This window comes from Pseudomonas sp. WS 5021 (genome assembly GCF_012985535.1).
GTDB lineage: Bacteria > Pseudomonadota > Gammaproteobacteria > Pseudomonadales > Pseudomonadaceae > Aquipseudomonas.
Map to the genome: position 1 here is coordinate 462047 of NZ_JAAQWP010000004.1, position 22474 is coordinate 484520.

Annotated in this window: 25 protein-coding genes and 1 pseudogene; 13 read left to right on the forward strand and 13 right to left on the reverse strand. The window is 53.5% G+C overall.

What is annotated here, in order from left to right:
* Positions 1-5: 5 nt before the first annotated feature.
* The gene (locus HBO19_RS15695; protein ID WP_048377476.1) at positions 6-743 is read right to left on the reverse strand and encodes a HupE/UreJ family protein; all 738 of its coding nucleotides are present in this window, start codon (positions 741-743) and stop codon (positions 6-8) included.
* 514 nt (positions 744-1257) lie between these two features.
* On the opposite strand from HBO19_RS15695, the gene HBO19_RS15700 reads away from it, so the two are divergent.
* On the forward strand, positions 1258-1557 hold the full coding sequence (locus tag HBO19_RS15700) for a metal-sensing transcriptional repressor (protein ID WP_048377475.1): 300 nt from the start codon (positions 1258-1260) through the stop codon (positions 1555-1557).
* A 357-nt stretch (positions 1558-1914) separates the two neighbouring features.
* On the opposite strand, the gene HBO19_RS15705 is transcribed toward HBO19_RS15700, so the two are convergent.
* Entirely contained in the window at positions 1915-3222 is a 1308-nt protein-coding gene (locus HBO19_RS15705) for an MFS transporter (RefSeq protein ID WP_048377474.1), read from the reverse strand.
* Positions 3223-3581: 359 nt separating this feature from the next.
* Between HBO19_RS15705 and HBO19_RS15710 the strand changes: the two genes are divergently transcribed.
* Genes HBO19_RS15710 through HBO19_RS15725 form a run of 4 tightly spaced genes read left to right on the forward strand, consistent with a single transcriptional unit; the run spans position 3582 to position 5444 of the window.
* Positions 3582-3857 carry a metal/formaldehyde-sensitive transcriptional repressor gene (locus tag HBO19_RS15710; RefSeq protein WP_028621219.1) on the forward strand — a complete coding sequence of 92 codons (276 nt, stop codon included), beginning with the start codon at positions 3582-3584 and terminating at the stop codon, positions 3855-3857.
* An 11-nt stretch (positions 3858-3868) separates the two neighbouring features.
* Entirely contained in the window at positions 3869-4828 is a 960-nt protein-coding gene (dmeF, locus tag HBO19_RS15715; protein ID WP_048377473.1) for a CDF family Co(II)/Ni(II) efflux transporter DmeF, read from the forward strand.
* Between the two features lie 43 nt (positions 4829-4871).
* A complete protein-coding gene (locus HBO19_RS15720) occupies positions 4872-5243 on the forward strand; it encodes a hypothetical protein (protein WP_048377472.1) in 372 nt (123 codons plus the stop codon).
* Between the two features lie 3 nt (positions 5244-5246).
* Positions 5247-5444 carry a DUF1289 domain-containing protein gene (locus tag HBO19_RS15725; protein WP_048377471.1) on the forward strand — a complete coding sequence of 66 codons (198 nt, stop codon included), beginning with the start codon at positions 5247-5249 and terminating at the stop codon, positions 5442-5444.
* Positions 5445-5591: 147 nt separating this feature from the next.
* Here the strand turns inward: HBO19_RS15725 and HBO19_RS15730 are convergent, their stop codons facing one another.
* The 6 genes from HBO19_RS15730 to HBO19_RS15755 form a co-directional block, all read right to left on the reverse strand.
* The gene (locus HBO19_RS15730; RefSeq protein ID WP_048377500.1) at positions 5592-6059 is read right to left on the reverse strand and encodes a DUF411 domain-containing protein; all 468 of its coding nucleotides are present in this window, start codon (positions 6057-6059) and stop codon (positions 5592-5594) included.
* Positions 6049-6864: a cytochrome c gene (locus HBO19_RS15735; protein WP_082149907.1), complete on the reverse strand. Its 816-nt coding sequence runs from the start codon at positions 6862-6864 to the stop codon at positions 6049-6051. The genes HBO19_RS15730 and HBO19_RS15735 overlap by 11 nt, the downstream gene beginning before the upstream one ends.
* Before the next feature lie 9 nt (positions 6865-6873).
* Positions 6874-7845 carry a copper resistance protein B gene (locus HBO19_RS15740; RefSeq protein WP_048377470.1) on the reverse strand — a complete coding sequence of 324 codons (972 nt, stop codon included), beginning with the start codon at positions 7843-7845 and terminating at the stop codon, positions 6874-6876.
* The gene (locus HBO19_RS15745) at positions 7817-8065 is read right to left on the reverse strand and encodes a hypothetical protein (protein ID WP_175441898.1); all 249 of its coding nucleotides are present in this window, start codon (positions 8063-8065) and stop codon (positions 7817-7819) included. The genes HBO19_RS15740 and HBO19_RS15745 overlap by 29 nt, the downstream gene beginning before the upstream one ends.
* Positions 8066-8077: 12 nt before the next feature.
* Entirely contained in the window at positions 8078-10111 is a 2034-nt protein-coding gene (locus HBO19_RS15750) for a copper resistance system multicopper oxidase (RefSeq protein ID WP_170057819.1), read from the reverse strand.
* Between the two features lie 217 nt (positions 10112-10328).
* Complete coding sequence (locus HBO19_RS15755) at positions 10329-10535, reverse strand: co-regulatory protein PtrA N-terminal domain-containing protein (protein WP_046056971.1); 207 nt, start codon at positions 10533-10535, stop codon at positions 10329-10331.
* 383 nt (positions 10536-10918) lie between these two features.
* Between HBO19_RS15755 and flgB the strand changes: the two are divergent.
* A pseudogene (gene flgB, locus HBO19_RS15760) lies at positions 10919-11331 on the forward strand (flagellar basal body rod protein FlgB).
* Between the two features lie 118 nt (positions 11332-11449).
* On the opposite strand, the gene HBO19_RS15765 reads toward flgB, so the two are convergent.
* The gene (locus tag HBO19_RS15765; RefSeq protein ID WP_048377469.1) at positions 11450-11650 is read right to left on the reverse strand and encodes a heavy-metal-associated domain-containing protein; all 201 of its coding nucleotides are present in this window, start codon (positions 11648-11650) and stop codon (positions 11450-11452) included.
* 452 nt (positions 11651-12102) lie between these two features.
* On the opposite strand from HBO19_RS15765, the gene HBO19_RS15770 reads away from it, so the two are divergent.
* The gene (locus HBO19_RS15770; protein WP_048377468.1) at positions 12103-12762 is read left to right on the forward strand and encodes a carbonic anhydrase; all 660 of its coding nucleotides are present in this window, start codon (positions 12103-12105) and stop codon (positions 12760-12762) included.
* Positions 12763-13047: 285 nt separating this feature from the next.
* Here HBO19_RS15770 and HBO19_RS15775 read toward each other — a convergent pair whose 3' ends face one another.
* From HBO19_RS15775 to HBO19_RS15790, 4 genes are all read right to left on the reverse strand, one after another.
* Complete coding sequence (locus HBO19_RS15775) at positions 13048-15405, reverse strand: heavy metal translocating P-type ATPase (RefSeq protein WP_082149906.1); 2358 nt, start codon at positions 15403-15405, stop codon at positions 13048-13050.
* Between the two features lie 2 nt (positions 15406-15407).
* The gene (locus HBO19_RS15780; protein WP_082149905.1) at positions 15408-15659 is read right to left on the reverse strand and encodes a DUF2933 domain-containing protein; all 252 of its coding nucleotides are present in this window, start codon (positions 15657-15659) and stop codon (positions 15408-15410) included.
* 93 nt (positions 15660-15752) lie between these two features.
* Positions 15753-16289, reverse strand: a complete 537-nt coding sequence (locus tag HBO19_RS15785; protein WP_170057820.1) for a plastocyanin/azurin family copper-binding protein — start codon at positions 16287-16289, stop codon at positions 15753-15755.
* Between the two features lie 161 nt (positions 16290-16450).
* Complete coding sequence (locus HBO19_RS15790) at positions 16451-16804, reverse strand: co-regulatory protein PtrA N-terminal domain-containing protein (RefSeq protein ID WP_048377465.1); 354 nt, start codon at positions 16802-16804, stop codon at positions 16451-16453.
* Positions 16805-17009: 205 nt separating this feature from the next.
* Here HBO19_RS15790 and HBO19_RS15795 point away from each other — a divergent pair, with 205 nt between their 5' ends.
* From HBO19_RS15795 to HBO19_RS28520, 6 genes are all read left to right on the forward strand, one after another.
* Positions 17010-17699, forward strand: a complete 690-nt coding sequence (locus HBO19_RS15795; RefSeq protein ID WP_024078225.1) for a heavy metal response regulator transcription factor — start codon at positions 17010-17012, stop codon at positions 17697-17699.
* The gene (locus HBO19_RS15800; protein WP_048377464.1) at positions 17696-19084 is read left to right on the forward strand and encodes a heavy metal sensor histidine kinase; all 1389 of its coding nucleotides are present in this window, start codon (positions 17696-17698) and stop codon (positions 19082-19084) included. The genes HBO19_RS15795 and HBO19_RS15800 overlap by 4 nt, the downstream gene beginning before the upstream one ends.
* A gap of 184 nt (positions 19085-19268) precedes the next feature.
* Entirely contained in the window at positions 19269-20246 is a 978-nt protein-coding gene (locus HBO19_RS15805) for an IS5 family transposase (RefSeq protein ID WP_170057821.1), read from the forward strand.
* A gap of 403 nt (positions 20247-20649) precedes the next feature.
* Positions 20650-21033, forward strand: a complete 384-nt coding sequence (gene copC / locus HBO19_RS15810; protein ID WP_019821291.1) for a copper homeostasis periplasmic binding protein CopC — start codon at positions 20650-20652, stop codon at positions 21031-21033.
* A gap of 3 nt (positions 21034-21036) precedes the next feature.
* Complete coding sequence (gene copD / locus HBO19_RS15815; RefSeq protein ID WP_068588834.1) at positions 21037-21975, forward strand: copper homeostasis membrane protein CopD; 939 nt, start codon at positions 21037-21039, stop codon at positions 21973-21975.
* A 74-nt stretch (positions 21976-22049) separates the two neighbouring features.
* Positions 22050-22391, forward strand: a complete 342-nt coding sequence (locus HBO19_RS28520; protein WP_048377699.1) for a hypothetical protein — start codon at positions 22050-22052, stop codon at positions 22389-22391.
* The last annotated feature ends 83 nt before the right edge of the window (positions 22392-22474 follow it).

Here is a 22474-nt window from a genome sequence, read left to right on the forward strand (position 1 = left end):
ATTCCTTACGCGGAGACAAATAGGCCGGTGATCTGGTAACCCATCAGGAGGAAACCGGCACTCATCATGGCGACGTTGACGGTATAGGCGTGGCGCCAGAAACTGCCGGTGCGCCGCCAATACCCCATCAGAATGAGAATCGCGCTGAGGGCCAGCAATTGGCCGATCTCGACACCAACGTTGAAGGCGACCAGGTTCGGAATCAGGCCGTCAGGCGAGATTTCGTACTCCTGGATCTTGGTGGCCAAACCGAAACCATGGAGCAGACCGAAGATCAGCGTGGCCACCTTGGTGTTGGGTTGGAAACCGAACCAGCGCTGGAATGCGCCCAGATTATCGAGCGCCTTGTACACCACCGAAAAACCGATGATGGCGTCGATGATGTAAGAACTGATGCTGATCTCAGTCAGTACACCCAGCAGCAGCGTGACCGAGTGGCCTATGGCGAATAGCGTGACGTAGAGCCCAACATCTTTCAGGCGGTAGAGGAAGAAGATCACCCCGAACAGAAACAGCAAGTGGTCGTAGCCCGTCATCATGTGCTTGGCGCCCATGTAGATGAAGGGCAGCAACATGACGCCGGAGCTTTCCTGGATGAATCCCTTGTCACCTTCGGCGACGGCATGAGCCATCGCCTCGGGCATTGCAAGGAAAAGTGATGCGACAAATAAAAACAGCAGCGGTAGCAGGCGACGCGAAGGCGCAGTAAATGCGTCAACGCCGCTCATCGAGTGCGAATACATAGATCAATCCTACGTTGCAGGAATCAAAGGCCGCAGTGCGGCCATGGTCAGGATGCGAACGAAGGACGGGGCGGCCGCTCGATCAAGAAAATCGGCGGGCGGGGAACGGAATAGCGTGGTGCATCGACTTGCATAGAGAGCTTCGGTTGCGCGGCCAAACTCAACGCGGAAGTGAGCTGTGGCGTTTCGTGCTGATGGTCAGGGGTCAACGGGGAGTGATAGTGATCCGAGCAGCTCGCACACGACATCTCGGCTTGCTCTTCATGGGAGTGATAGGCGTCTTGTGCGATCTCCCAGGCAGGCGGTTTCGTCGTTACCGACAACGTATAGGTATGCCCAGCCCAGGCCACAAACATGGCGAGAACAAGTGCGAATACCACTGTCGTTGTCAGGGATCTGTTGAGCATAGTGTCCGGGGTTCTAACTCGTTTGTTGTGGCCGCAATACGTTTGACCATATCCCCCTAGGGGGGATAGGATGCCAGCGTAATTCATTGAGGCCTGAGGCTCAAGTCATGAGTGAACAAGAACACGAACATAGCCATCCCCACACCCACCAAAGTCACGAGGCGATCATCAAGCGCCTCAAGCGGGCGGATGGCCATTTACGCGGCATCATCACCATGATTGAAGAAGGTCGTCAGTGCGTCGATATTGCTCAGCAGCTGCATGCAGTGGAAAAGGCGGTGTGCCAAGCCAAACGCACGCTCATCCAGGATCACATTGATCATTGCCTGGAGGACACCGTCTCGGCGTTGAACAATGGCGAGCGCGCACCACTGGAAGCCTTCAAGCAAATCACCAAGTATCTCTAGGTCTGAAATGCCCAGCTTCGCTGAACTGCTGCAACAGGGCAGGGCACATGCCTGTCTTGTTAGCGATCAAGAGGTCTGGTGTTCTTTGGTTGCTACCAGCGGTTTTATGTCTGCTGGGCAGCACTCGTAGCGGCATCGTAACCAGGGCATTGGGTTTGGAAGTCTATTCATCTCTGGTCTTAAGCGCTGCGTTCGTTGCGCCGCTGATCAGACTCTGGCCTCTGTGTCAGACGTTCACCTACACGTTTTGGCCTGTGCGGCAGTGGGGCTAAAGATTCTATTCGGGCCATCTTGTCGCTCTGCAAACTTTACGGTTTCTGGTCTGAGGTTTGGCAAATCTTTGAAACTAAAGACCCCTCAACTTGGCCAGCGGCGATGCTGATCGTCGATCACATAGGGGTGTTCGTGATCTGCACCATCTTGGCCGTCGAGGTGAATGTGATCATCCGGCAGGTTCTCATGGGTGTGTTTGATCGACTCTTGGTCATGAGCTGGACGCCAGATCACTATACTGACCGCCAATGCGCTACCAGCCACGACAACGAGCCCAACAAACGAGGCCGTGAGGCTGATATTGGCACCCAGCCATCCCGCCAATGGGTAGGTAATCAACCAGCAGGCATGGGATAGCGCAAATTGGGCGGCAAACAGCGCCGGGCGATCTTCGGCATGTGCTGAGCGACGCAACAGCCGACCGCTTGGGGTCTGAGCCAAGGAATAGCCCACGCCCAGTACCATCCACAGCGGCAGCAGGAAGTTGTAGGTGCTCAGGTTGATGCCAACGGCCAAACCTGCAACCAGTATTCCTCCACCAAACAGCATGGCCGTTCGGTCTTTGATGTTTTCCAACAGGCGTGGCAAGGCCAGGGCCGCGATCATGGAGCCACCACCAAACGCGGCCAGCGCCAATGCCGTAGAACTCTGAGGCAGAGCGAAGCGCGACTGCACCAGCACCACCGTATTGACGATGACCATGGCACTGGCAGCAGCTACTGTCAGATTAAGAGCCAGCAGCCCCCGTAGGCGAGGGGTGGCCAGGAATATGCGCATGCCACGGGTAGTTCGTTCGTAGATGCTGCGTCGTGGCGTCGGCTTCGCCTTTGGCAGCAGTACTGTGGCGACCAGGGCCGCTGAAGCGAGGAAACCGATGACAGTGCCGGCGAACAGGTTATGGAAGCTGATAACGGTCAGCAACGCGGCGGCGAGCATAGGGCTGGCGACACTTTCAAGATCATAGGCGAGACGTGATAGCGACAAGGCGCGGGTATAGTCGTCTTCATCCGGCAGGATGTCTGGAATGGTTGCCTGAAATGTCGGTGTGAACGCCGCCGAGGCTGACTGGAGAACAAAAATCAGCACGTAGATCTGCCAGACTTCCGTCACAAACGGCAGAGCGAGCGCGACCAGTGCTCGCACCAGATCCAGCGAGACCAGCATCGCTCGACGGGGTAGACGTTCAGCAAAAGCCGCTGCGATTGGTGCAACGGCAATGTAGGCCGTCATTTTGATCGCCAGCGCTGTACCGAGGACAGCACCTGCTTGGGCGCCCGCAAGGTCGAACGCCAGCAGGCCCAGCGCGACAGTGGCGAGTCCAGTCCCTACGAGCGCGATTACTTGGGCGAGAAAGAGATGACGGTAGGTTCGGCTGGCTAGGATTTTCAGCATGGAAGATCTCAGGTGGCGACGTGCGTGACCAGGCGGTTACCTAACTTTTCACGAAGAGACGCAATCAGCTGGTTTCGTCTCTGTTCAGTGCGAATATCCCCCCTGGGGGGATATGGTTCGATCCTAAATCATAGTCCATGGCAGCTCAAGAAATAGGTGCTACGCCATCTATCGAATTACTGAAGTGCGGGCCCGCCCGCCGGCTTGTATTGGTTCTGCACGGCGAGGCGACGGGCTCAATGTTTCGATTGCAGCATTCAAATGCTGCGACGCTGCCGGTCGGATGTATTCCCTCCCTGGCTTGTATGGCTTGTTGGAACGTGTGATCATACTTTCATTATAGGTAGGGGGGGTATGGTATGGGTCATGTGAGATCGAGCAAAGACAATCTTCTTAAGCGTGTAAAGCGAATCGCTGGCCAAATCCAGGCGATTGAGCGAGCACTCGACTCTGATGATGACTGCTCGAAAACCTTGCTATTGGTCGCTTCGACCCGTGGCGCGATCAATGGGCTGATGGATGAAATCATTGAAGACCACGCTCGTGAACATGTCGCGAATCCGACACTCAGCAACGAAGAAAGAGCGAAAGGCGTCGATGAGCTGCTCGAAGCCATTCGCCGCTATTCCAAATAGGATTTGCCCAGATGAGTAATTCGTACGCCGACTATTCCCACGACCATATGTTCCTGGGGAAATCACATGAAGAAAACGCTAAGCGAACGTTGTGGGTGGTGGCTCTGACCGTCGTAATGATGGTTGCTGAAATCACCGCAGGTTATCTCACTGGCTCCATGGCGTTGCTTGCCGATGGTTTTCACATGGCAACGCACGCTGGAGCACTTGGCATAGCCGCAGCTGCTTACGGTTACGCAAAAAGACATGCCTCAAGTGCTCGCTACAGTTTTGGAACTGGCAAGGTGGGAGACTTGGGTGGCTTCGCCTCTGCTCTGATTTTGGGACTGGTCTCCTTGGGAATTGCTGGAGAATCGCTATTCCGTCTCTTTCAACCGACTCAAGTGCAATTCGGGACAGCGACTCTTATCGCAGTTGTCGGATTAGCAGTGAATGTCGTGAGCGCGCTTTTGCTTTCTGGCGGACATGATCATCACCATGGGCATGGCCACGATCAATCTCACCATGCACATGGTCACGACAATAATTTGCGCTCTGCTTACGTTCACGTCATTGCAGATGCCCTGACCTCGGTTCTGGCCATCGCTGCTCTGCTTGCTGGCCGATACCTTGGTTGGGTATGGCTCGACCCTGCAATGGGGATTTTGGGTGCAATTGTCATTGCACGCTGGGCTTGGTCGTTGATGCGGGTGACTGCGGGTGTATTGCTCGACCAGACAGATGATCATGTCGCCCAAGAAATTCGTGAACTGGTTGAAACGCCTGGAGATGCTTCGATCATTGATCTTCATGTCTGGCAGGTAGGGCCTCAGGCCCGAGCCGCGATTGTGAGTGTTCTGGGCAGCCCCGCAGTGAATGCCGAAGACATACGAGAACGGCTTGCTACGGTTCATGAAGTCACGCATCTGACTGTTGAATACCGCACGAAGCTGGGAGCTGACTCACCGGTACAAGTCTCCGTTCCGGCATAGAAATGAACGCATAGTCGACTGAAATGAAAATAAGGATCGAGATATGCTTGTGAGCAAACGGGATCAGGCGCAAATCGAACGTCGTCTGATTGCTGCCCTGACCAAGACCTGCGAGACGGCCAAAGCGGAGATAGTAGGCTTCTCTTGGTTGACTCACGATGTGGGTTACGCGCGATTTCCCTCCAGTCTGATGGTTGTTTGGGTCTTCGACACCGATGCCAACAGGGATGTGGTGCTTGCCAATGGGCAAGACAAGCGGATGCTCGAATTGACGACCCTGGCATTAAGTGAAGCGAATGTTCACGTCAGTCAGGTGTCGGCCAACGTGCATTTCGATACTGAAGAGCAATGTCAGCGGTCGAATGCCGGTGACTGGCGGCAGCGTTTAACACGTACACGATCCACGCGGAGTTAAACCATGGCCAAGGACATCGAAAACCCATGTATTTCCGTTTGCCAGCTGAACAGCGAACTATGTTTGAGCTGCGGTCGCACCAAGGAAGACATCAGAAAATGGAAGCGGATGAAGCGTCCAGAAAAGATGGCCGCTGTACAACGTGCGACCCAGCGCCTGAAAAGCTTGCAAAAAAAAACACAATTGAACGCCGCAGTTTAGGCCACAGTTGTACTGCGTCCTCCCTTGTTGCTGTCCTCGGCCCCCTTACGACTTCTTCTACTGCTTGAACACGTAATGGAAAAAGCATTTCTCGCTGCATGGCCATGGTGGACGGTAGCCATGCAGTGTTAGATGGACAGGGCCAGATTAATTGCCGGGGTATTCAGCAAGGACCTGATCCGCGCCGGCTTTGGTCAGGCCGATTATCTGATAAGCATCACGTTTTCCGTTGACTTCCATGCCTGGAGATCCAACTGGCATGCCAGGAACGGCGATCCCAAGAAGGTCGTCACGTTTGCTCATCGCAATGATTTGCTCGGCGGGCACGTGACCTTCAACAAACTTTCCATTGATCATTGCTGTGTGGCAGGACGAGAGTCGTGGAGCAACACCGAGATCCTGCTTGACCGCGCTCATGTTGGTTTCTACATGATCAACGACGGTGAAGCCGTTAGCTTCAAGGTGCTGGATCCACTTCTTGCAGCATCCACAGTTAGCGTCACGATGGACGTCGATCGTCAGCGACTCTGCTGCATGACCAGCTGAACTGATAAACAGAGCCGCGTATGCAGCGAGGCGAAGTGCTCGACCGGGACGAAGAAAGTTATTTCGCATGGGTATGCTCCTTCCCATCAGCGTGGGTATGAGTTTTTGGCTGAACGGCCGGAGTTGCAGGAGCGTCATGTGAAGCCTCCACAACCTGAGGATGGGCGTGTTCGGTACTTTCATCCTGAGAAGGCGCTGAGGCCGCCTCATGGGCATGGGCGCTGTTTCTCTCGCCATGATGGTCGCCTGCTTCGGCTATCTCTTCGGCTGCACCCGCATCATGATGCCCAGCGGCAGCCCCTTTTTGGCCCTCATGCTGGCCTTCATGGTTATGCATTTTGCTCTCGCCGCCACCGTGTTGATGACCATCGCTGCTGGTTGCTAGAGCGTTGTATTGCTCTGCATCCAATGAAGGCAACTGCTGGAGAAAAGCGACCATTCCCCAGATGTAGGGATCGGCCATGCTTTTACCCCAAGCGGGCATGCCTGTGGATTTGATTCCATGCTTGATGATCCAGAAAGCTGCGGCAGGGTTTCCATCAACGCCCAGTTTTGAAAGATTCGGAGGTGCAGGGTAAAGGCTATTACTTAACTCGGTTCCTGCAATACCCGGAGCCAGATGGCAACCGATGCACATAGCGTTGTAGTTGCCAGCACCTGCGCGGATGAGAGCTTCTTCGCTCAGGTCGGGGACTTTAATATCGCGTGAGCGCACAGCAATCGAGCGATCCCGAGCAGTGGAAAGAAGTGAGTGAACGGGGCCGAAATGCGGATCATCCGCCCCAACATTGATCACACCAAAATACACCACGCCGGCACCTACTATTGCGGCGACCACCCCGGCAGCAGTCAATGTTTTCAATGTTCTTTTCATGTCAGGCCCTCAAAACCACATCCGAATACCGGCGACAAATCGCGCCTCGTTCGCATCCTCTCCTTCATCGCTGGCCAGGTCTGCCGTATTGCCGTATGAGCGGCTCCAGCTAACCCCAATGTAAGGGGCAAATTGGCGAACAATCTCATAGCGCAATCGGAGCCCTACTTCGGTGTTTGCCAATCCAGACCCAATGCCGCGCTGAGGATCATTTTTTCCGTAAAAATTGGCTTCGGCCGTCGGCTGCAAGATCAGGCGATTGGTCAGCAGAATGTCGTAGTCGCCTTCCAATCGAGCAGCGGTTTGACCGTTCTCACCGATGTAGGCAGTCGCTTCGGCTTCAAAGTTATAGAGGGCCATGCCCTGAATACCGAGCGCTCCCCAAGTCTGTGGTGAACCGGGCTTGAAGTCTTGTCGTACGCCGGTGACGACATCCCACCATGGACCGATGGAGTGCCCCCAAAGTGCTGAGAGTTCAGCGTTTTCCGTTACGCCATTGGTACGTTCGCCTTCCGAGCGCAACCACAGTCGGTCAACGTCACCGCCGATCCATCCTTTTGCATCCCAGGCCAATGCACTACCGTTGTCAGCATCCTGATACTCAAACTTATCCAGCAGCATGAAGGAGTTGACCTTCTTGTCGTGAACCCCATGACCAGCCACATCTGGAAAGGCGGCAGCACGGTCAGTGTCGGTCAGTACAGGGATTGGAGTTCGGCTGGTGGTAGCCCCTCCATCCATACTTTCCATTCCGTCCATTTGCCCGTCACCCATACTCATCTTGCTGTGATCCATAGCCCCCATCTTGCTATGGTCCATAGCTCCCATTGAGCCGTGGTCCATCTTGGAGTGATCCATCTCTTCAGCGGCGTGAGCCACGACAAAGAAAGCAGGACTGGTAGAGACTGCCAGTGCCATCAACGTTGGGCGTAGAAACTTACTGGTCATGATCTCAATCTGCCTTTTTGGTTTTTTGGTCATGATCCATCGACTCATGGCTCATCTTGCTGTGGTCCATTGACCCGTGATCGGGCTTTGACTCGTTTGTCGTAGTTGCAGGCTTGTTCGTTGTTTTTGCAGGAGTAGCAGGTGAATGATCACTACTATCTTCGACTGCCAGCGCCACGGACGAGAGTTCACCCATCAAGCCGACGGCAAAGAGGCAACCGACCAGCGATTTACGATTTAGGTATGTGCTCACAGATCGTCTCCTTTACTCATCAACCCGTACTTCTCGGAACATGCCCATTTCCATATGGAAAAGCAGGTGGCAGTGATAAGCCCAGCGACCTAAGGCATCAGCGGTAACTCGATAGCTGCGCTTGGTACCTGGTGGCATGTCGATTGTGTGCTTGCGCACCATGAACTTGCCGTTCTCATCCTCAAGGTCGCTCCACATGCCGTGAAGGTGGATGGGATGGGTCATCATGGTGTCGTTCACCAGGGTGATGCGAAGACGCTCCCCATACTTCAGACGAAGCGGCTCGGCGTCAGAAAATTTGATGCCGTTGAAGGACCACGAAAATTTCTCCATGTGACCGGTCAGATGAAGCTCAATGGTGCGATTGGGTTCGCGACCGTCAGGGTCTTGGAACGTGCTTTTCAGGTCTGAGTAGGTGAGTACTCGACGACCATTGTTCCGCAAGCCGATGCCTGGATCGTTTAGCTTGGGCGTTGGGTTCATGGCTTGCATATCAACCAAGGGGTTGTTGGTTTCGGACGCTGGGTGAGTCTGCATTTCGCCCCCCATACCGCCCATTCCTGCCATCTTGCTGTGGTCCATGCCGGCCATGTTGGACATGTCGCCTTTGTCCATTCCCGCCATCTTGCTGTGGTCCATGCCGGCCATGTTGGACATGTCGCCTTTGTCCATTCCCGCCATCTTGCTGTGGTCCATACCGGCCATGTTGGACATGTCGCCTTTGTCCTTGCCCGACATCTTGCTGTGGTCCATGCCGGCCATGTTAGTCATGTCACCGCTGTCCATGCCGGTCATCCCGGTCATGTCACTTTGGTCCATTCCCGCCATCTTGCTGTGGTCCATGCCAGCCATGCCTGACATGTCACCTTGTTTCATATCGCCGCCGCCCATACCAGCCATGCTGCCATGGTCCATGCCCGCCATACCGCCCATACCCATGTCATCCATGGTCAAAAGCGGCCGAGGATCGATCGTCGGTATCTGTGCCTTTAATCCTTCGCGAACTGCCAAGGTTCCACGTGCAAAACCGGTTCTATCCATGGACTGGGCGAAGATTGTGTAAGCCTCTTCGCTGGCAGGTTCTACGATCACGTCATACGTTTCTGCCACGGCGATGCGAAACTCATCGACGCTGACTGGTTTGACATGTTGGCCGTCAGCCGCCACCACGGTCATTTTCAAACCGGGGATGCGGACGTCGAAATAGCTCATAGCTGAGCCGTTGATAAAGCGCAGGCGCAGCTTTTCACCCGGTTTGAAAATACCGGTCCAGTTACCGTTAGGGGCCTGGCCATTCATGAGATAGGTGTAAGTATCCCCACTGACGTCTGCGAGATCAGTGGGGTTCATTTTCATTTCAGCCCACATCTTCCGATCGGCCACGGCAGCAGACCAACCTTGCTTGCTGACGTCGTCGATAAAGTCACCCACGGTACGTTTGTGGTGGTTGTAGTAGTCCGATTGCTTCTTGAGCTTGGCCATGACGCGACTAGGATCTTCATCGGTCCAGTCAGTCAACATCACCACATAGTCGCGGTTGTATTGAAAAGGCTCAGGCTCTTTCGAGTCGATGACGATTGGACCGTAAACGCCTGCCTGCTCCTGCAAACCAGAGTGGCTGTGGTACCAGTACGTACCGTTCTGATGCACCTTGAATTTGTACTCGTACATGCCATCGGGCGCGATGCCATGGAAACTCAAACCCGGCACACCGTCCATGTTGGCGGGCAGAATGATCCCGTGCCAATGAATGGAGGTGTCTTGGTCTAGGCGATTTTTCACACGCAGTGTGACCGTCTCGCCTTCGCGCCAGCGCAGCAAAGGTCCGGGCAACGAACCATTGATGGTCATGGCTGTACGCGGCGAGCCAGTTATGTTTACAGGGGTTTCACCAATAAACAGATCAAATTCGTTACCGGTGAGAACGCTCGGCAGACCAGGACTGGTCACTGCCCATACAGGAGTGCGCCACAGACCAAGGCCGCCGAGAATGCCACCAGCGGCCAGGCCTTTAACGAATGTCCGCCTAGAGGTTTTGGAATGCATGCCGTTTATGTCCGATCAGTCAAAAGGGAAGCCGTGCGAAACAACCAATGAGTTGCTCAAACAGGTGAAGGCACTCTTTCGGGGGGTGTAATGAGCCCGAATGAGCTCGCTCGCCGTCACTAAAAACGAGTTCTTACGGCAAGCGAGCTTAGAAATTGCCACATTTGAACCACCACAGTGATTACATTTCTGTCAGCTTGGGAACGCAGCAAGCTATTCAGCAATTCTTGTGGTCCATCGCTTTGGCTTGGCTTTCTGCGATGGGAGGTTGGGTGCTTTGCTTTTGGGCTACTTGATACGATTCCATTGAATTATTCCTAGCCGCTTCCATACGTGCGAACGCCCGGTCACCACCGCCTTCAGCCATTGCCAAAGAAGAGACGGTCAGGGCTGCGATGACGAACAAAGTTTTGATGGGGTTCATTTGAATTTCCTCTGATGAGTATTGGTAATCCCCCGGATCCACATCAAGTGATGATTCTTAGGGGAGAGCTTAAGGCTCAATAGGACTATAAGACTCATCCCCTGTCAGGAGCCTTAGGTGAATATTACAGTTGTGTCAGGTTGCGATATTTCTCTTGAGGAACACGCTATTTAATCCGTAAGTTTTCGATCTTCCAGCGTCACACCGCTATTTACTGAGTATCAGTTTGAGGTGCGTAACTTTGTAAGTTTCCGTTAATTTTCAAGGTGAAGACTTTTTTAGTTTCTTCACTGGAACTGCATATGTGAACCTGGATGCACCGTGTCAACACTTAAGTGTTCGATGTTCATGGGGAATAGTAGCGCTGCTGAGGGTGATTGAGTGTGAGTATTAATTTTGAGAAAGCGCTTGGCTCCGCAGAAAGGGCGTTAATTTATCGTAGTCAAAGAGCTGAGATCCTGAGTGACAATATCACAAACGCTGATACGCCGAACTTCAAGGCCCGAGATTTAGATTTTTCTACTGTGCTTGCAAGCCAGACAAAAAAACACCTGCTACTCCGTTTTCTTTGAAAGCAATAAATGAAAAACACATTGCCGGAAAAGAATCAGCAAGTGATATTTATGGAGGTGATTTTCTTTACAGCACACCGGCTCAACCTGCCATTGATCAAAATACTGTCGATCAGCAGATCGAGGTCGCAAAGTACGCAGAAAATGGAATACGTTTCGACGCCGCTTTTACTCGGTTGAATGGAGCATTCAAAGGTTTGCTCAAAGCTCTGCGAGGTGATTAGCAGCGCAGGGGCTTGCGAGCGGTAATTGTGGCCGACGCGGCTGCTTCGGTACTCCCTGAGGGTTCACCAAGGGGAGCCCTCTGCATACGGGGCTCTGACCAGGGGCAGGTGTCAGCATTCAAGCGCTGATCTGGGAAGGAAAACCTAACGCCTCGACAGCTTTACGAATCTGCTCTGGGCTTTCGCTGCTTTCAACACTCACCTTACTGGCTGACCGGTCCACGGAAACCGTAGCTTCGTTGTCCAGTGACTGAATCGCTTTGGTGATTTTGCTGACGCAACTGCCGCATCCAATGCCTGATACATCTAAGACGAACATGGTTATTCCTCTCGTGCTGAGCGGTCTCTTTTCACCGCACCGACAGCATCAACGTTCACACGATAGTAAGGTCAACAGTTATCTGTTTCGAGTTGCAAGCGTCATTGATGGATAATTGCACAGACGTGACCACCCGTTTGCATTTGACCTGACCAACCATTTGCATCGTATTCGACCAGTACGCTTCTTGGCCATGGCCGGCAGAGAACGGCCAGAAGCAATGGGATGTCTATAAAAAACGGGGCAATTCACTCGCCTTGCAGGCCAGCGATAGATAAATGGTGGCTGCCGGGGTGCATCGGACATCCGCCGCGCTGGTCGCGGCTCGAAGTCCATCGTTGATCGAGTACAGCCAAGGCGCGGGAGGTCTGCGATAATGACGACCACAGCGGCGCGATGGCATATCGAGGGCTCGTGCCAGCATCCGGCATCCGGCAGGTTTGGAGGACTCCATGCGTGACATTATTGACGGCTTTCTGCGCTTTCAGCGCGAGGTTTATCCGCAACGCGTCGAGCTTTTTAGGCAGCTCGCGACGACACAAAATCCGAAGGTGTTGTTCGTCACCTGCTCGGACAGTCGTGTTGTACCTGAACTCCTTACACAGCGCGAACCGGGCGAGCTGTTCGTAATTCGCAACGCCGGTAACATTGTGCCGTCGTATGGTCCCGAACCGGGCGGCGTCTCGGCTACCGTCGAATATGCGGTCGCAGTGCTGGGCGTACAGGACATCGTGATCTGCGGCCACTCGGACTGCGGAGCGATGGGCGCGATTTCACGCTGCACGTGTCTGGACCATCTTCCGGCGGTCGCTAACTGGCTACGTCACTCGGACGCCGCGAAAGCGATTAACGGGGCGCATGAGTTCGACACGCCTCGCGCGAAGCTCGACGGCCTCGTGCGCGAAAACGTGATCGCGCAACTGGCGAATCTGCGTACGCACCCATCGGTGGCACTCGCGCTCGAGCAGGGGCGTATGAATCTGCACGGCTGGGTCTACGACATCGAGGCGGGTTGCATCGATGCGCTTGATGGGGCGACACGACAATTCGTTTCACTTGCTGATTCGCCGACCACCGTTGCGATCGCTGCCCGCAATGGCAGACAGATGTAATGGCGACAGACAAGTGAGGTTGGTCGCATTACTTCCGGAATGTTTTCGCCCCAGCTAAGGTCAGCGAAACGGCATTGTCTCTACCGGGCAAGTTTCGGAGCGGATCAGCCGTTGGAATGACTGCTCGACGGGACTGGCGAACGACCGGAACTGGCCGTTATGAGTCCCTCAGCTTTGATGTCTGGTTGGTCAAATCCTCTGCAATCGGTGGTCAGTCAAATGCAAATGACTGGTCAGGTCGTATGCAAACGCATGGCAAGTGCGCTGCAATTTCGCAATTGAAGCTCAGTCAATTCGGGTATTCCTCAGTCTCAATGCATTGAAAACTACAGATGCAGAACTGACGCTCATGGCTATGGCAGCGATCATCGGCGACAGGAGATGCCCAGTCAGTGGATAGAGCAGGCCTGCGGCTAGAGGGATACCCATCGAGTTGTAAAGAAAGGCGAAACCTAAGTTTTGCCGCATGTTTTTTACTGTTGCGACCGAAAGAGCCCTTGCTCGTAAAATCCCCATCAGGTCGCCTTTTACCAGCGTGAGTTGCGCGCTATTCATCGCAACGTCAGTCCCTGTCCCCATGGCAATGCCCACATCTGCTCGCGCCAGGGCCGGAGCATCGTTGATACCGTCACCAGCCATAGCGACCTTCCGGCCGTATTGCTGGAGGTCTGCGACCAGACGCTCCTTATCCTGAGGTTTCACTTCACCGTGGACTTCTTCAATCCCCATCTCCCTGGCGACAGCCCGAGCGGTGGTGAGCCCGTCGCCAGTAGCCATGATGATTTTGATGTCGTCAGCCTTGAGCTTGGTGACTGCTTCTTTGGAGGTCGGCTTAATTGGATCTGATACTGCCAACAACCCTGCCAATACCCCGTCGACTGCGAGGTAGATGATGCTGATGCCATCAAGACGCAAAAGCTCTGCACGCTCTTGTAAGGGCTTGGTCCTCACGCCTGCGGCTTCCATTAACGCGGTGTTCCCCAGCTGGATCTTCTTGCCATCAACAATGCCACTGACCCCGATACCTGAACCAGACTCAAAGGATTCTGGTTTGATGAGCTTAATGTTCTCGGTTCGGGCGTGATCGACGATTGCATGAGCCAAGGGATGTTCGCTGCCCTGATCAAGGCTGGCAGCCAGCTGAAGAACATCGTGGGGATTGAAACTGGGTGTGGCCTCCACACTGTGAAACACTGGCCGTCCCTCTGTCAGGGTGCCTGTCTTATCGACAATCAGCGTGTCGATCTTGCAAAGGTTTTCGATGGCACTGGCATCCCTGAACAGCACGCCCATGCTGGCTGCTTTGCCTGTCGAAACCATGATCGACATGGGCGTAGCAAGACCCAACGCACAGGGACAAGCGATGATCAGCACGGCGACAGCGTTGATCAGACCAAACACCCAACTGGGCTCAGGGCCAAAAAGCCCCCAACCGACAAATGTCAGTATCGCAATCGCGATAACACCCATCACAAAGTAGCCGGCAATCGAGTCGGCCATTCGTTGCATTGGTGCTTTGGAGCGCTGAGCCCGAGCGACCATCTGTACGATCTGTGACAGCATAGTCTCGGCGCCGACCTTCTGCGCCTCCATTACCAAGCTCCCATGTGTATTCAGCGTGGCGCCGATCAGGCTATCTCCAGCTCTCTTCATTAGCGGAACTGGCTCGCCAGTGAGCATGGACTCATCCACCGCACTTTCACCCTCTATTACTGAACCATCAACGGGTACCTTTTCACCTGGTCTGACCCGCAAGTGGTCTCCTAGGTGAACATGGGTGAGAGGAATGTCTTCCTCCTGGCCATCGGCATTGATCCGGCGTGCGGTTTTGGGCGACAGGCCGAGTAGGGACTTAATGGCGGCGGAAGTTTGCGATCGGGCTTTGAGCTCAAGAATCTGCCCAAGCAAGGTGAGCGAGATGATGACCGCGGCGGCTTCGAAGTAGACGCCGATACGTCCATCTTGCATGAAGGTGGCGGGAAAGCTTTGGGGTAAGAGCGTTGCCATGACGCTGTAAAGGTAGGCTGCGGCGGTACCCAAACCAATCAAAGTCCACATGTTTGGACTGCGATTTCTAATAGAGGCTATGCCCCTTACAAAAAAGGGCCAACCTGCCCATAAAGTCACCGGTGTCGCCAGAGCGAACTCGATCCAGTTTTGGATCGAGCCATGGAGGAGTTGTAACGAGTGTCCCGCCATAGCGAGCACGGTCACTATCACGGTTAATGGCAGCGACCACCAAAAGCGGCGGGCGAAATCCCGGAGTTCAGGATTTTCTTCTTCATCGAGCGCGGGCATGACCGGCTCTAATGTCATGCCACATTTAGGGCAGTTGCCGGGTCTGGGCTGGCGTATTTCCGGGTGCATCGGACAGGTAAACTCAGTGCCTGTTTGTACCGCAGACTCTGGAGTGGTGACGCGGGATTCGGCGCTCGAAACATTACCGCTGAAGCGTTCAGGATCAGCTCGAAACTTCTCCTGGCATTTCAGGCTACAAAATTGATATGTCTGTCCCTGATAAGACTCACCAAATTTACTTGATGAAGTGACTGCCATTCCGCACACCGGGTCACGTAGATCATCGTCATTGAGCGGAGCAGCATGGGCGTGACTGTGGTCGTGGTGGCTCGATATGGTAGGCATGGCTATTTCCCTTTTTCGTCCTTGTGGGTTGCTGCCTGATCGCCATGGCTATGTCCGCCATGTCCATGTCCAAAAAAATGCATCAATGGACAGATCAACAGAATCAGATAAGGCCAAAATGGATAAACGTGGCTGAAATGCTCCCGCAACACGTAGAAGGCACCAATCGCAATGAGCATGATTAGTAAAACGCCTGTTTTGCGCCTCCAAAATGGTGCGGTGGTGTTTCCATCCGGATGCTGATGGTTATTCATGATCTAAACCCCACTGTGCGAGCGTTGCTGTGATCTCTGCGACAGAGCGTAGCTAACTCGTGCGTCGAAGCGGTGTTAGCAGCCAGTTCCGGCTTACTTCAGGTCAAACGGACCAACCATCCCTGACTGATAATGCCCCGGCACGTTGCAGGCAAACTGAAGGCCTGTGCTGTTGTTGAAGGTCCAGATCAGCTCTTGGGTTGCGCCAGGCTCAATCAGGACGCTGTTCGGGTCGTTGTGCTCCATTCCGACCATCTTCATTCCACCCATGCTGTGGCTCATACCGCTCATCGTTTTCCCGGTACCGGTGGGGTTAAGCGTCCCGTTCTGGAACATGCTTGCCATTTCTTTTTGGTGTGCTGCATGAGCAGCGGCTTTGCCGATGTTGAACTCGTGCAGCAGCGAACCCTCATTGCGAAGTACAAATCGAATAGTTTCACCAGGCTTTACGTCGATGCTTTCAGGTTTGAAGAAAACATCGCCCATCTCGACGTCCACCGTACGGGTAACCTCAGAGGCGACTCCGGGCTGGCCGATGTCCTCTTTTCCATGCCCTGCGCTGGCCATAGCCGTAGCACCGAAGAGTAGAGTGATTACTGCGATGACAGGGGAAACGAGCTTAGCTTTCATAGTGACCTCGAGAGTAAGAGTGGGAGCACTGGCTATGCTAAAGACACGGAGCTGCCAGTTAACTGACCTGAACACTACATTTCTGTCAGTTTTCAAAAAAACACGGCGTTCAGGTGACGCCGTGTTAATCAGCTCTAACCAAGAAATGCGTCGAGCACTTATTACTGATGGCACTCTGAAAGCATCAATTTGTGCTCGCGCTGCATTTGGCTCAAAACGTCATCGACGATTTTGTCGTGCTTTTCCATCCAGGCGAGGTGCTGCTGAGGTGGCATTGATGCGTCTGGATGATCTTTATGGAGTTGGCTCATGATGTCGCCGAGCATCTTCATATGCTCGGCCATGTGGACATGACGCTGTCCTTCAGGGGCTTTTTCAGCTTGAATCAGTACGGCTTCAGCCCTGTCGCGCAGGCCTTCCATACGCTCTATCACCCGGTCTCCGCCACTTTCAGCCCATACAGAAGCTGAGACGAGTATCGAGCTCACAAAAAACAGCATTTTCAGGCGATTCATGGGGCAACTCCTTATGGAATTGTTTTCCGGCTCCCAAACGTTTCATGCTGAAGAGTCGGTCGAGCACCAGGAAGTACTCATGCTTGAACCCTAGACAGCGCTCGCTGACATCTACCTGAAGCCAATATTACTTTTCTGTCAGTTGCTGGTTGGCTGGCGTGTTTCGTTGCAGACTGCGCTTCATCATTATCCGAGAGCCACCCTCATGAGACTTCTGGTTGCTGAAGACGAACCCAAAATAGGTATCTATTTGCAGCAAGGACTCACGGAGGCGGGGTTCAATGTGGATCGCTTTACCAATGGCAAAGTGGCGCTTCAGCACGCTTTGAGCGAGGCCTATGACCTGCTGATTCTAGACGTCATGATGCCTGGGCTGGATGGCTGGGAAGTACTTCAGAAGGTTCGTGCATCCGGAAAAGATGTTCCCGTGCTCTTCCTCACGGCGCGAGACCGCGTTGAAGATCGAGTGAAAGGACTTGAACTCGGGGCAGATGATTACCTGATCAAACCCTTCGCATTTTCTGAATTGCTGGCCCGTGTCAGAACGTTGCTGCGTCGGGGTAACGGCGCTCCCTCGCAAACCTATATGAAATTGGCTGATCTGGAGGTGGACCTGCTCAAGCGTCGGGCCATTCGTGGAGGTAAGCGCATAGACCTTACGGCCAAAGAGTTTGCGTTGCTTGAGCTGTTGCTACGACGTCGAGGGGAGGTGCTGCCAAAGTCACTTATCGCCTCCCAGGTTTGGGATATGAACTTCGACAGCGATACCAACGTTATCGAGGTTGCAGTGAGAAGGTTGAGGGCCAAGATAGATGACGACTTTGAGGTCAAGTTGATTCATACCTCAAGGGGAATGGGTTACATGCTCGACGCGCCTGATTCGGAATCGGAATGAACCGAATGTCCCTGACGACCCGCATGAGTCTGATGTTCATGCTCGCGGTAACGGCCGTGCTCACGGTCGCCGGACTCAGTTTCAATAACCTCAGCCGGCATCACTTTAAGATGCTAGATCAGCAGGCATTGAACGAAAAGCTCCACTCGACCCAGAGAATTTTGTCCGGGTTGAACAGCATCGATCAATTCAGCGAATTTAAGCCTGAGCTGGAGGCGCTGCTGGGGGCTCACCGTGATTTGACTGCCCTAATAATCGATAGTGACGGCAAGCTGCTGTTTGCTGATCCCGGTCCGGTAGATATTCCGAAGGAGTTCCGCACAACCACAAACAACAACGTCTGGGAGTGGCGGGAGCAAGGGCAGATGTTCCGTGGAGTGACGGCACAAGCCGTTGTGACGGGGCAAAACAAGCCGTTGACAGTCATTTTGATCTTTGACGTTACTCAGCATATGTCCTTTTTCGAGACGCTTGAACGATGGTTTTGGATAGGGTTGGTGATCAGCGCATTGGTCAGTGCTGCACTCGGCTGGATGGTAGCAAGCAGTGGCATGCGGCCCATTCGCCAGGTCACGCGGGTCGCTGCCTCAATGTCAGCAAAATCACTCAAAGAGCGCATCCCCTTAGCACCCGTTCCGAAAGAACTTCAGCAAATGGTGCTGTCGTTTAACGCAATGTTGTCCAGGCTCGACGATGCATTTGTCCGGTTATCGAACTTTTCCGCAGACATTGCCCACGAGCTACGGACCCCCGTGAGCAACTTGATGACCCACACCGAAGTGGTGCTTTCAAGAAAAAGGAATATTGAGGACTACGAAGACAACCTGTACTCAAATCTTGATGACTTGAAGCGTATGAGTCGGATGATTGATGACATGCTTTTTCTGGCGAAATCTGACAACGGTCTGATCACACACGAGAACAAACCAATAGACCTGGTGGAAGTCGTGGAAAAATTGCTTGAGTACTACCGCCTTTTGGCTGATGAGCGGGGGATTGAACTCAAGGTTTCAGGAAGGGGCAGCGTCCGAGGCGATGTTCTTATGCTCCACAGAGCGATTTCTAACCTGCTCTCTAACGCGCTTCGCTACACCTCTGAAGGGAAGACGATCAGTGTCGAAATCCTCCAGAAGGAGATGTCGGTATTGGTCGTCGTGGAGAACCACGGAGAACCCATTGCCCCCGAACATCTTGAGAAGCTTTTCGATCGTTTTTATCGCGTGGACCCAGCGCGGCGAGAAGGGAGTCCAAGCAACGCAGGGCTAGGGCTGTCGATTACCCGATCAATTGTTGAGGCGCATGATGGCAAAATCTGGTGTACATCATGTGACGGGAAAACGGCCTTTCATCTAGAGTTTCCTAGTGTTGACTTGAAGGTCAGCTGATCAACGGCGCATTTGTGATCAACGGCGATCTCTCAGCCTGCGCCCAGCGTCCACTTTCGTTATTTTTGAATGAGTGAGAACCCTAGTATCTGGGGCACGCGGTCTCGTCTTTAAGGAAACTCTGAAAAAGGCTTCCAGATTTGGTGAAATACCCGCCTCACAGGAATCGAACGGTTGAGTCCCGATGAAACAGATGTCCTTCGCCGATGCTGAGTACGCCGGCAAACGTAAGCAGACCCGCCGTGAGCGCTTCCTGATCGAGATGGATCAGGTCGTGCCCTGGAAGGGCTTGATTGCCTTGATCGAGCCGCATTATCCGAAAGGTGAAGGCGGTCGTCCGGCGTATCCGTTGCTGGCCATGTTGCGGGTTCATCTGATGCAGAACTGGTTCGGCTACAGCGATCCGGCGATGGAAGAATCACTCTATGAAACGACGATTCTGCGCCAGTTCGCGGGGCTGCATCTGGATCGAATTCCCGATGAAACCACGATCCTCAACTTCCGGCGCCTGCTGGAAAAACATGAGTTGGCGGGCGGGATCTTGCAGGTCATCAACGGCTATCTGGGTGACCGTGGCTTGATGCTGCGCCAAGGCACGGTGGTCGATGCGACGATCATTCATGCCCCGAGTTCGACCAAGAACAAGGACGGCAAGCGCGACCCGGAAATGCATCAGACGAAAAAAGGAAATCAGTACTTTTTTGGTATGAAAGCGCACATCGGCGTCGATGCCGAATCCGGCTTGGTGCACAGCCTGGTGGGCACGGCGGCGAATGTGGCGGACGTGACTCAGGTCGATCAGTTGTTGCATGGTGAGGAAACTTACGTGTGCGGCGATGCGGGTTATACCGGTGTGGAGAAGCGTGCTGAGCATCAGAACCGCACGATGATTTGGTCGATTGCCGCGCGTCCCAGCAGCTATAGAAAGCACGGAAAAAAGAGTTTGATCGGGCGTATGCGACGCAAGATCGAATACGCCAAAGCGCAGGTGCGGGCCAAGGTTGAACATCCCTTTCGCGTGATCAAGCGCCAGTTTGGCTACACGAAAGTACGCTTTCGTGGCTTGTCGAAAAACATCGCCAAACAGACAACCTTGTTCGCATTGTCGAACCTGTGGATGGTGCGAAAACGGTTGTTGAATGCGGGAGAGGTGCGTCTGTAATGCGGGCTGATCGCCCTGAAACAGCACGATCAGAGGAAAGAGCCGTGAATTAAAGACAAGAAGGGTCTGTTTTTCGGCCGACTTGGATTTTTTGAACCTCAAGCAGCGAGGGCCTCAAAAATCGGTGGGTACTTCAGACCTTCCTTAAGTCTCGCTACGCCCGCCAATTCGAGGCCAAACACCGCGTCAAGCTGACTGAAATGTAATCGAACAGTTTGCGTTCGTGTGGCATCGTGTTCTTGCACTGTGACGTTGGGGTCTAGTGAGTTTCTCGTGTTCAACCTGACCTAGAACACGGAGGCTACTAGCTAATCATCAGTGGTTTTAACAAGAATCGAAAAGTAAAAATTAGATATTCCCAAACAAACCTCGAATCAACAGCTCTTGCTGTGAGGAGTCTTGCATGTCATTCCTTAAAACTACGACCGTAGCTGTTGCACTTACCGCTGGTTTGCTTCTGAGTGCAGTTGCTCAAGCACATCCAAAGCTCCTTTCTTCTACTCCGGCAGAAGGCTCGAATGCGGCGGCCCCTTCGAAAATTGAACTGCACTTTTCTGAGAATCTCACCACTCAGTTTTCCGGTGCAAAACTGATCATGACCGATATGCCTGGCATGCCGAACTCCCCAATGGGTGTTAAGGCCGCCGTCGCTGGTGGCGGTGATCCGAAAACGATGGTGATTACACCGGCAGCACCTCTGACCACCGGTACCTACAAAGTCGAATGGCGTGCTGTTTCCTCGGACACTCACCCGATCACCGGCAACTTCTCATTTAAAGTGAAATGATTTATGAGCGACTCAATAAATATTGTGGTTCGCTTTGCTCTTTATTTCGACCTGATGTTGTTATTCGGATTGGCAATTTTCGGCTTGTACAGCCTCAGGGGAAAGGAAAGAGTATCGGGCACGGCCTTGAATTTTGAGTCGCTTCTTTACGGTACTTCTGTTGCAGGTGTAGCTCTATCCCTTGTCGCCATGTTGTTGCTTGCGAAAGCAATGAGCGGTGTGTCGGAGCTTATGGAGCTACATCACCATATTTTTGAAATGGTCCTCATGGGGACCGACGTCGGGTTGACCTGGATGGTCCGAATAGCTGTCTTGGTGATGGCAATTATTGGCGTCGCGTTGAATAAGCGATTTCCGACACCCAGTCTCTGGATCGTCACCGTATGCGGAGCGATTGCGTTGGCGACGTTGGCATGGACAGGGCACGGCGCCATGGATGAAGGCAGCCGACGCTACTGGCATTTCATCACCGATATATTCCATCTTTTAGCCGCCGGTGGCTGGTTGGGTGCTCTATTGGCATTCGCTCTACTGCTGCGGTTGAAATCGCTAAAGGGCGAACAGGAAGCTCGAATTCTTGCACGGGTGCTGACTGGTTTTGAATCGGCCGGCGCTGTAATCGTAGTGATCATAAGCATCACAGGCGTAGTGAATTACCTGTTTGTCATTGGTCCAAATCTCGATGAAGTGATGCTCAGTACTTATGGCCAGCTGCTGTTTTTGAAAATATTGCTCTTTGCTGGGATGATCGTTTTAGCCACGCTGAACCGCTTTCACCTAAGTCCGGTATTGGAGCGGTCAGTTCGAAATGGAGAATACTCTGCCGCAGTCAATGCCTTGCGCCGCAGCATGACACTCGAGTTTTTAATGGCAGTCGTCATAATTTGTCTTGTCGCATGGTTAGGCACTTTAAGTCCGGAAATGGAAATGAGCGCGGAATAGAGGTTGGTGACAGCCGACTAAGGAGTCTAGAAGGTGAATTGTAAGGGCCATTTCCACCGGCTACACTCCAGCCCATGAAACGCTACCTACGGTTTTGCCTGATTTTCCTGATTAGCCTGGCGCTCCCCCTCAGCGGGATGGCGGGTGTTCAGGCGCCGACTGAGCCCTGCCCCATGAAAACCATGGGCATGGCGATGATGCACGGCATGGAGCAAGACTGCTGCCAGGACATGAAAAGTCCCACCGAGCACGGCAAACCCTGTAAGTCAGGTCAGGAGTGCAAGACTGGTGGCATGCTGCAAGTCTCCATCATCAAGCCTCCTATCACCTTATCCAGCCCCCTCGTACTGTCCTTCTCCCTAGACTCCCATCCAGTACAAACCCCGTCAGGGGTATGGCGACCGCCCCGCACTTGATTCCTGTACCACACTGAGCCTCATTCCGCGTTAGCGGGATGGCATATCTGCGTGCATCTCTGATGAAGCGCGCAGTGGATCAT

What these genes read in the sequence shown, in the direction of transcription:
- HBO19_RS15695 (WP_048377476.1), bottom strand. Translation starts at nt 743, where the DNA reads ATGTATTCGCACTCGATGAGCGGCGTTGACGCATTTACTGCGCCTTCG.
- HBO19_RS15700 (WP_048377475.1), top strand. Translation starts at nt 1,258, where the DNA reads ATGAGTGAACAAGAACACGAACATAGCCATCCCCACACCCACCAAAGT.
- HBO19_RS15705 (WP_048377474.1), bottom strand. Translation starts at nt 3,222, where the DNA reads ATGCTGAAAATCCTAGCCAGCCGAACCTACCGTCATCTCTTTCTCGCC.
- HBO19_RS15710 (WP_028621219.1), top strand. Translation starts at nt 3,582, where the DNA reads ATGGGTCATGTGAGATCGAGCAAAGACAATCTTCTTAAGCGTGTAAAG.
- dmeF (WP_048377473.1), top strand. Translation starts at nt 3,869, where the DNA reads ATGAGTAATTCGTACGCCGACTATTCCCACGACCATATGTTCCTGGGG.
- HBO19_RS15720 (WP_048377472.1), top strand. Translation starts at nt 4,872, where the DNA reads ATGCTTGTGAGCAAACGGGATCAGGCGCAAATCGAACGTCGTCTGATT.
- HBO19_RS15725 (WP_048377471.1), top strand. Translation starts at nt 5,247, where the DNA reads ATGGCCAAGGACATCGAAAACCCATGTATTTCCGTTTGCCAGCTGAAC.
- HBO19_RS15730 (WP_048377500.1), bottom strand. Translation starts at nt 6,059, where the DNA reads ATGCGAAATAACTTTCTTCGTCCCGGTCGAGCACTTCGCCTCGCTGCA.
- HBO19_RS15735 (WP_082149907.1), bottom strand. Translation starts at nt 6,864, where the DNA reads ATGAAAAGAACATTGAAAACATTGACTGCTGCCGGGGTGGTCGCCGCA.
- HBO19_RS15740 (WP_048377470.1), bottom strand. Translation starts at nt 7,845, where the DNA reads ATGACCAAAAAACCAAAAAGGCAGATTGAGATCATGACCAGTAAGTTT.
- HBO19_RS15750 (WP_170057819.1), bottom strand. Translation starts at nt 10,111, where the DNA reads ATGCATTCCAAAACCTCTAGGCGGACATTCGTTAAAGGCCTGGCCGCT.
- HBO19_RS15755 (WP_046056971.1), bottom strand. Translation starts at nt 10,535, where the DNA reads ATGAACCCCATCAAAACTTTGTTCGTCATCGCAGCCCTGACCGTCTCT.
- HBO19_RS15765 (WP_048377469.1), bottom strand. Translation starts at nt 11,650, where the DNA reads ATGTTCGTCTTAGATGTATCAGGCATTGGATGCGGCAGTTGCGTCAGC.
- HBO19_RS15770 (WP_048377468.1), top strand. Translation starts at nt 12,103, where the DNA reads ATGCGTGACATTATTGACGGCTTTCTGCGCTTTCAGCGCGAGGTTTAT.
- HBO19_RS15775 (WP_082149906.1), bottom strand. Translation starts at nt 15,405, where the DNA reads ATGCCTACCATATCGAGCCACCACGACCACAGTCACGCCCATGCTGCT.
- HBO19_RS15780 (WP_082149905.1), bottom strand. Translation starts at nt 15,659, where the DNA reads ATGAATAACCATCAGCATCCGGATGGAAACACCACCGCACCATTTTGG.
- HBO19_RS15785 (WP_170057820.1), bottom strand. Translation starts at nt 16,289, where the DNA reads ATGAAAGCTAAGCTCGTTTCCCCTGTCATCGCAGTAATCACTCTACTC.
- HBO19_RS15790 (WP_048377465.1), bottom strand. Translation starts at nt 16,804, where the DNA reads ATGAATCGCCTGAAAATGCTGTTTTTTGTGAGCTCGATACTCGTCTCA.
- HBO19_RS15795 (WP_024078225.1), top strand. Translation starts at nt 17,010, where the DNA reads ATGAGACTTCTGGTTGCTGAAGACGAACCCAAAATAGGTATCTATTTG.
- HBO19_RS15800 (WP_048377464.1), top strand. Translation starts at nt 17,696, where the DNA reads ATGAACCGAATGTCCCTGACGACCCGCATGAGTCTGATGTTCATGCTC.
- HBO19_RS15805 (WP_170057821.1), top strand. Translation starts at nt 19,269, where the DNA reads ATGAAACAGATGTCCTTCGCCGATGCTGAGTACGCCGGCAAACGTAAG.
- copC (WP_019821291.1), top strand. Translation starts at nt 20,650, where the DNA reads ATGTCATTCCTTAAAACTACGACCGTAGCTGTTGCACTTACCGCTGGT.
- copD (WP_068588834.1), top strand. Translation starts at nt 21,037, where the DNA reads ATGAGCGACTCAATAAATATTGTGGTTCGCTTTGCTCTTTATTTCGAC.
- HBO19_RS28520 (WP_048377699.1), top strand. Translation starts at nt 22,050, where the DNA reads ATGAAACGCTACCTACGGTTTTGCCTGATTTTCCTGATTAGCCTGGCG.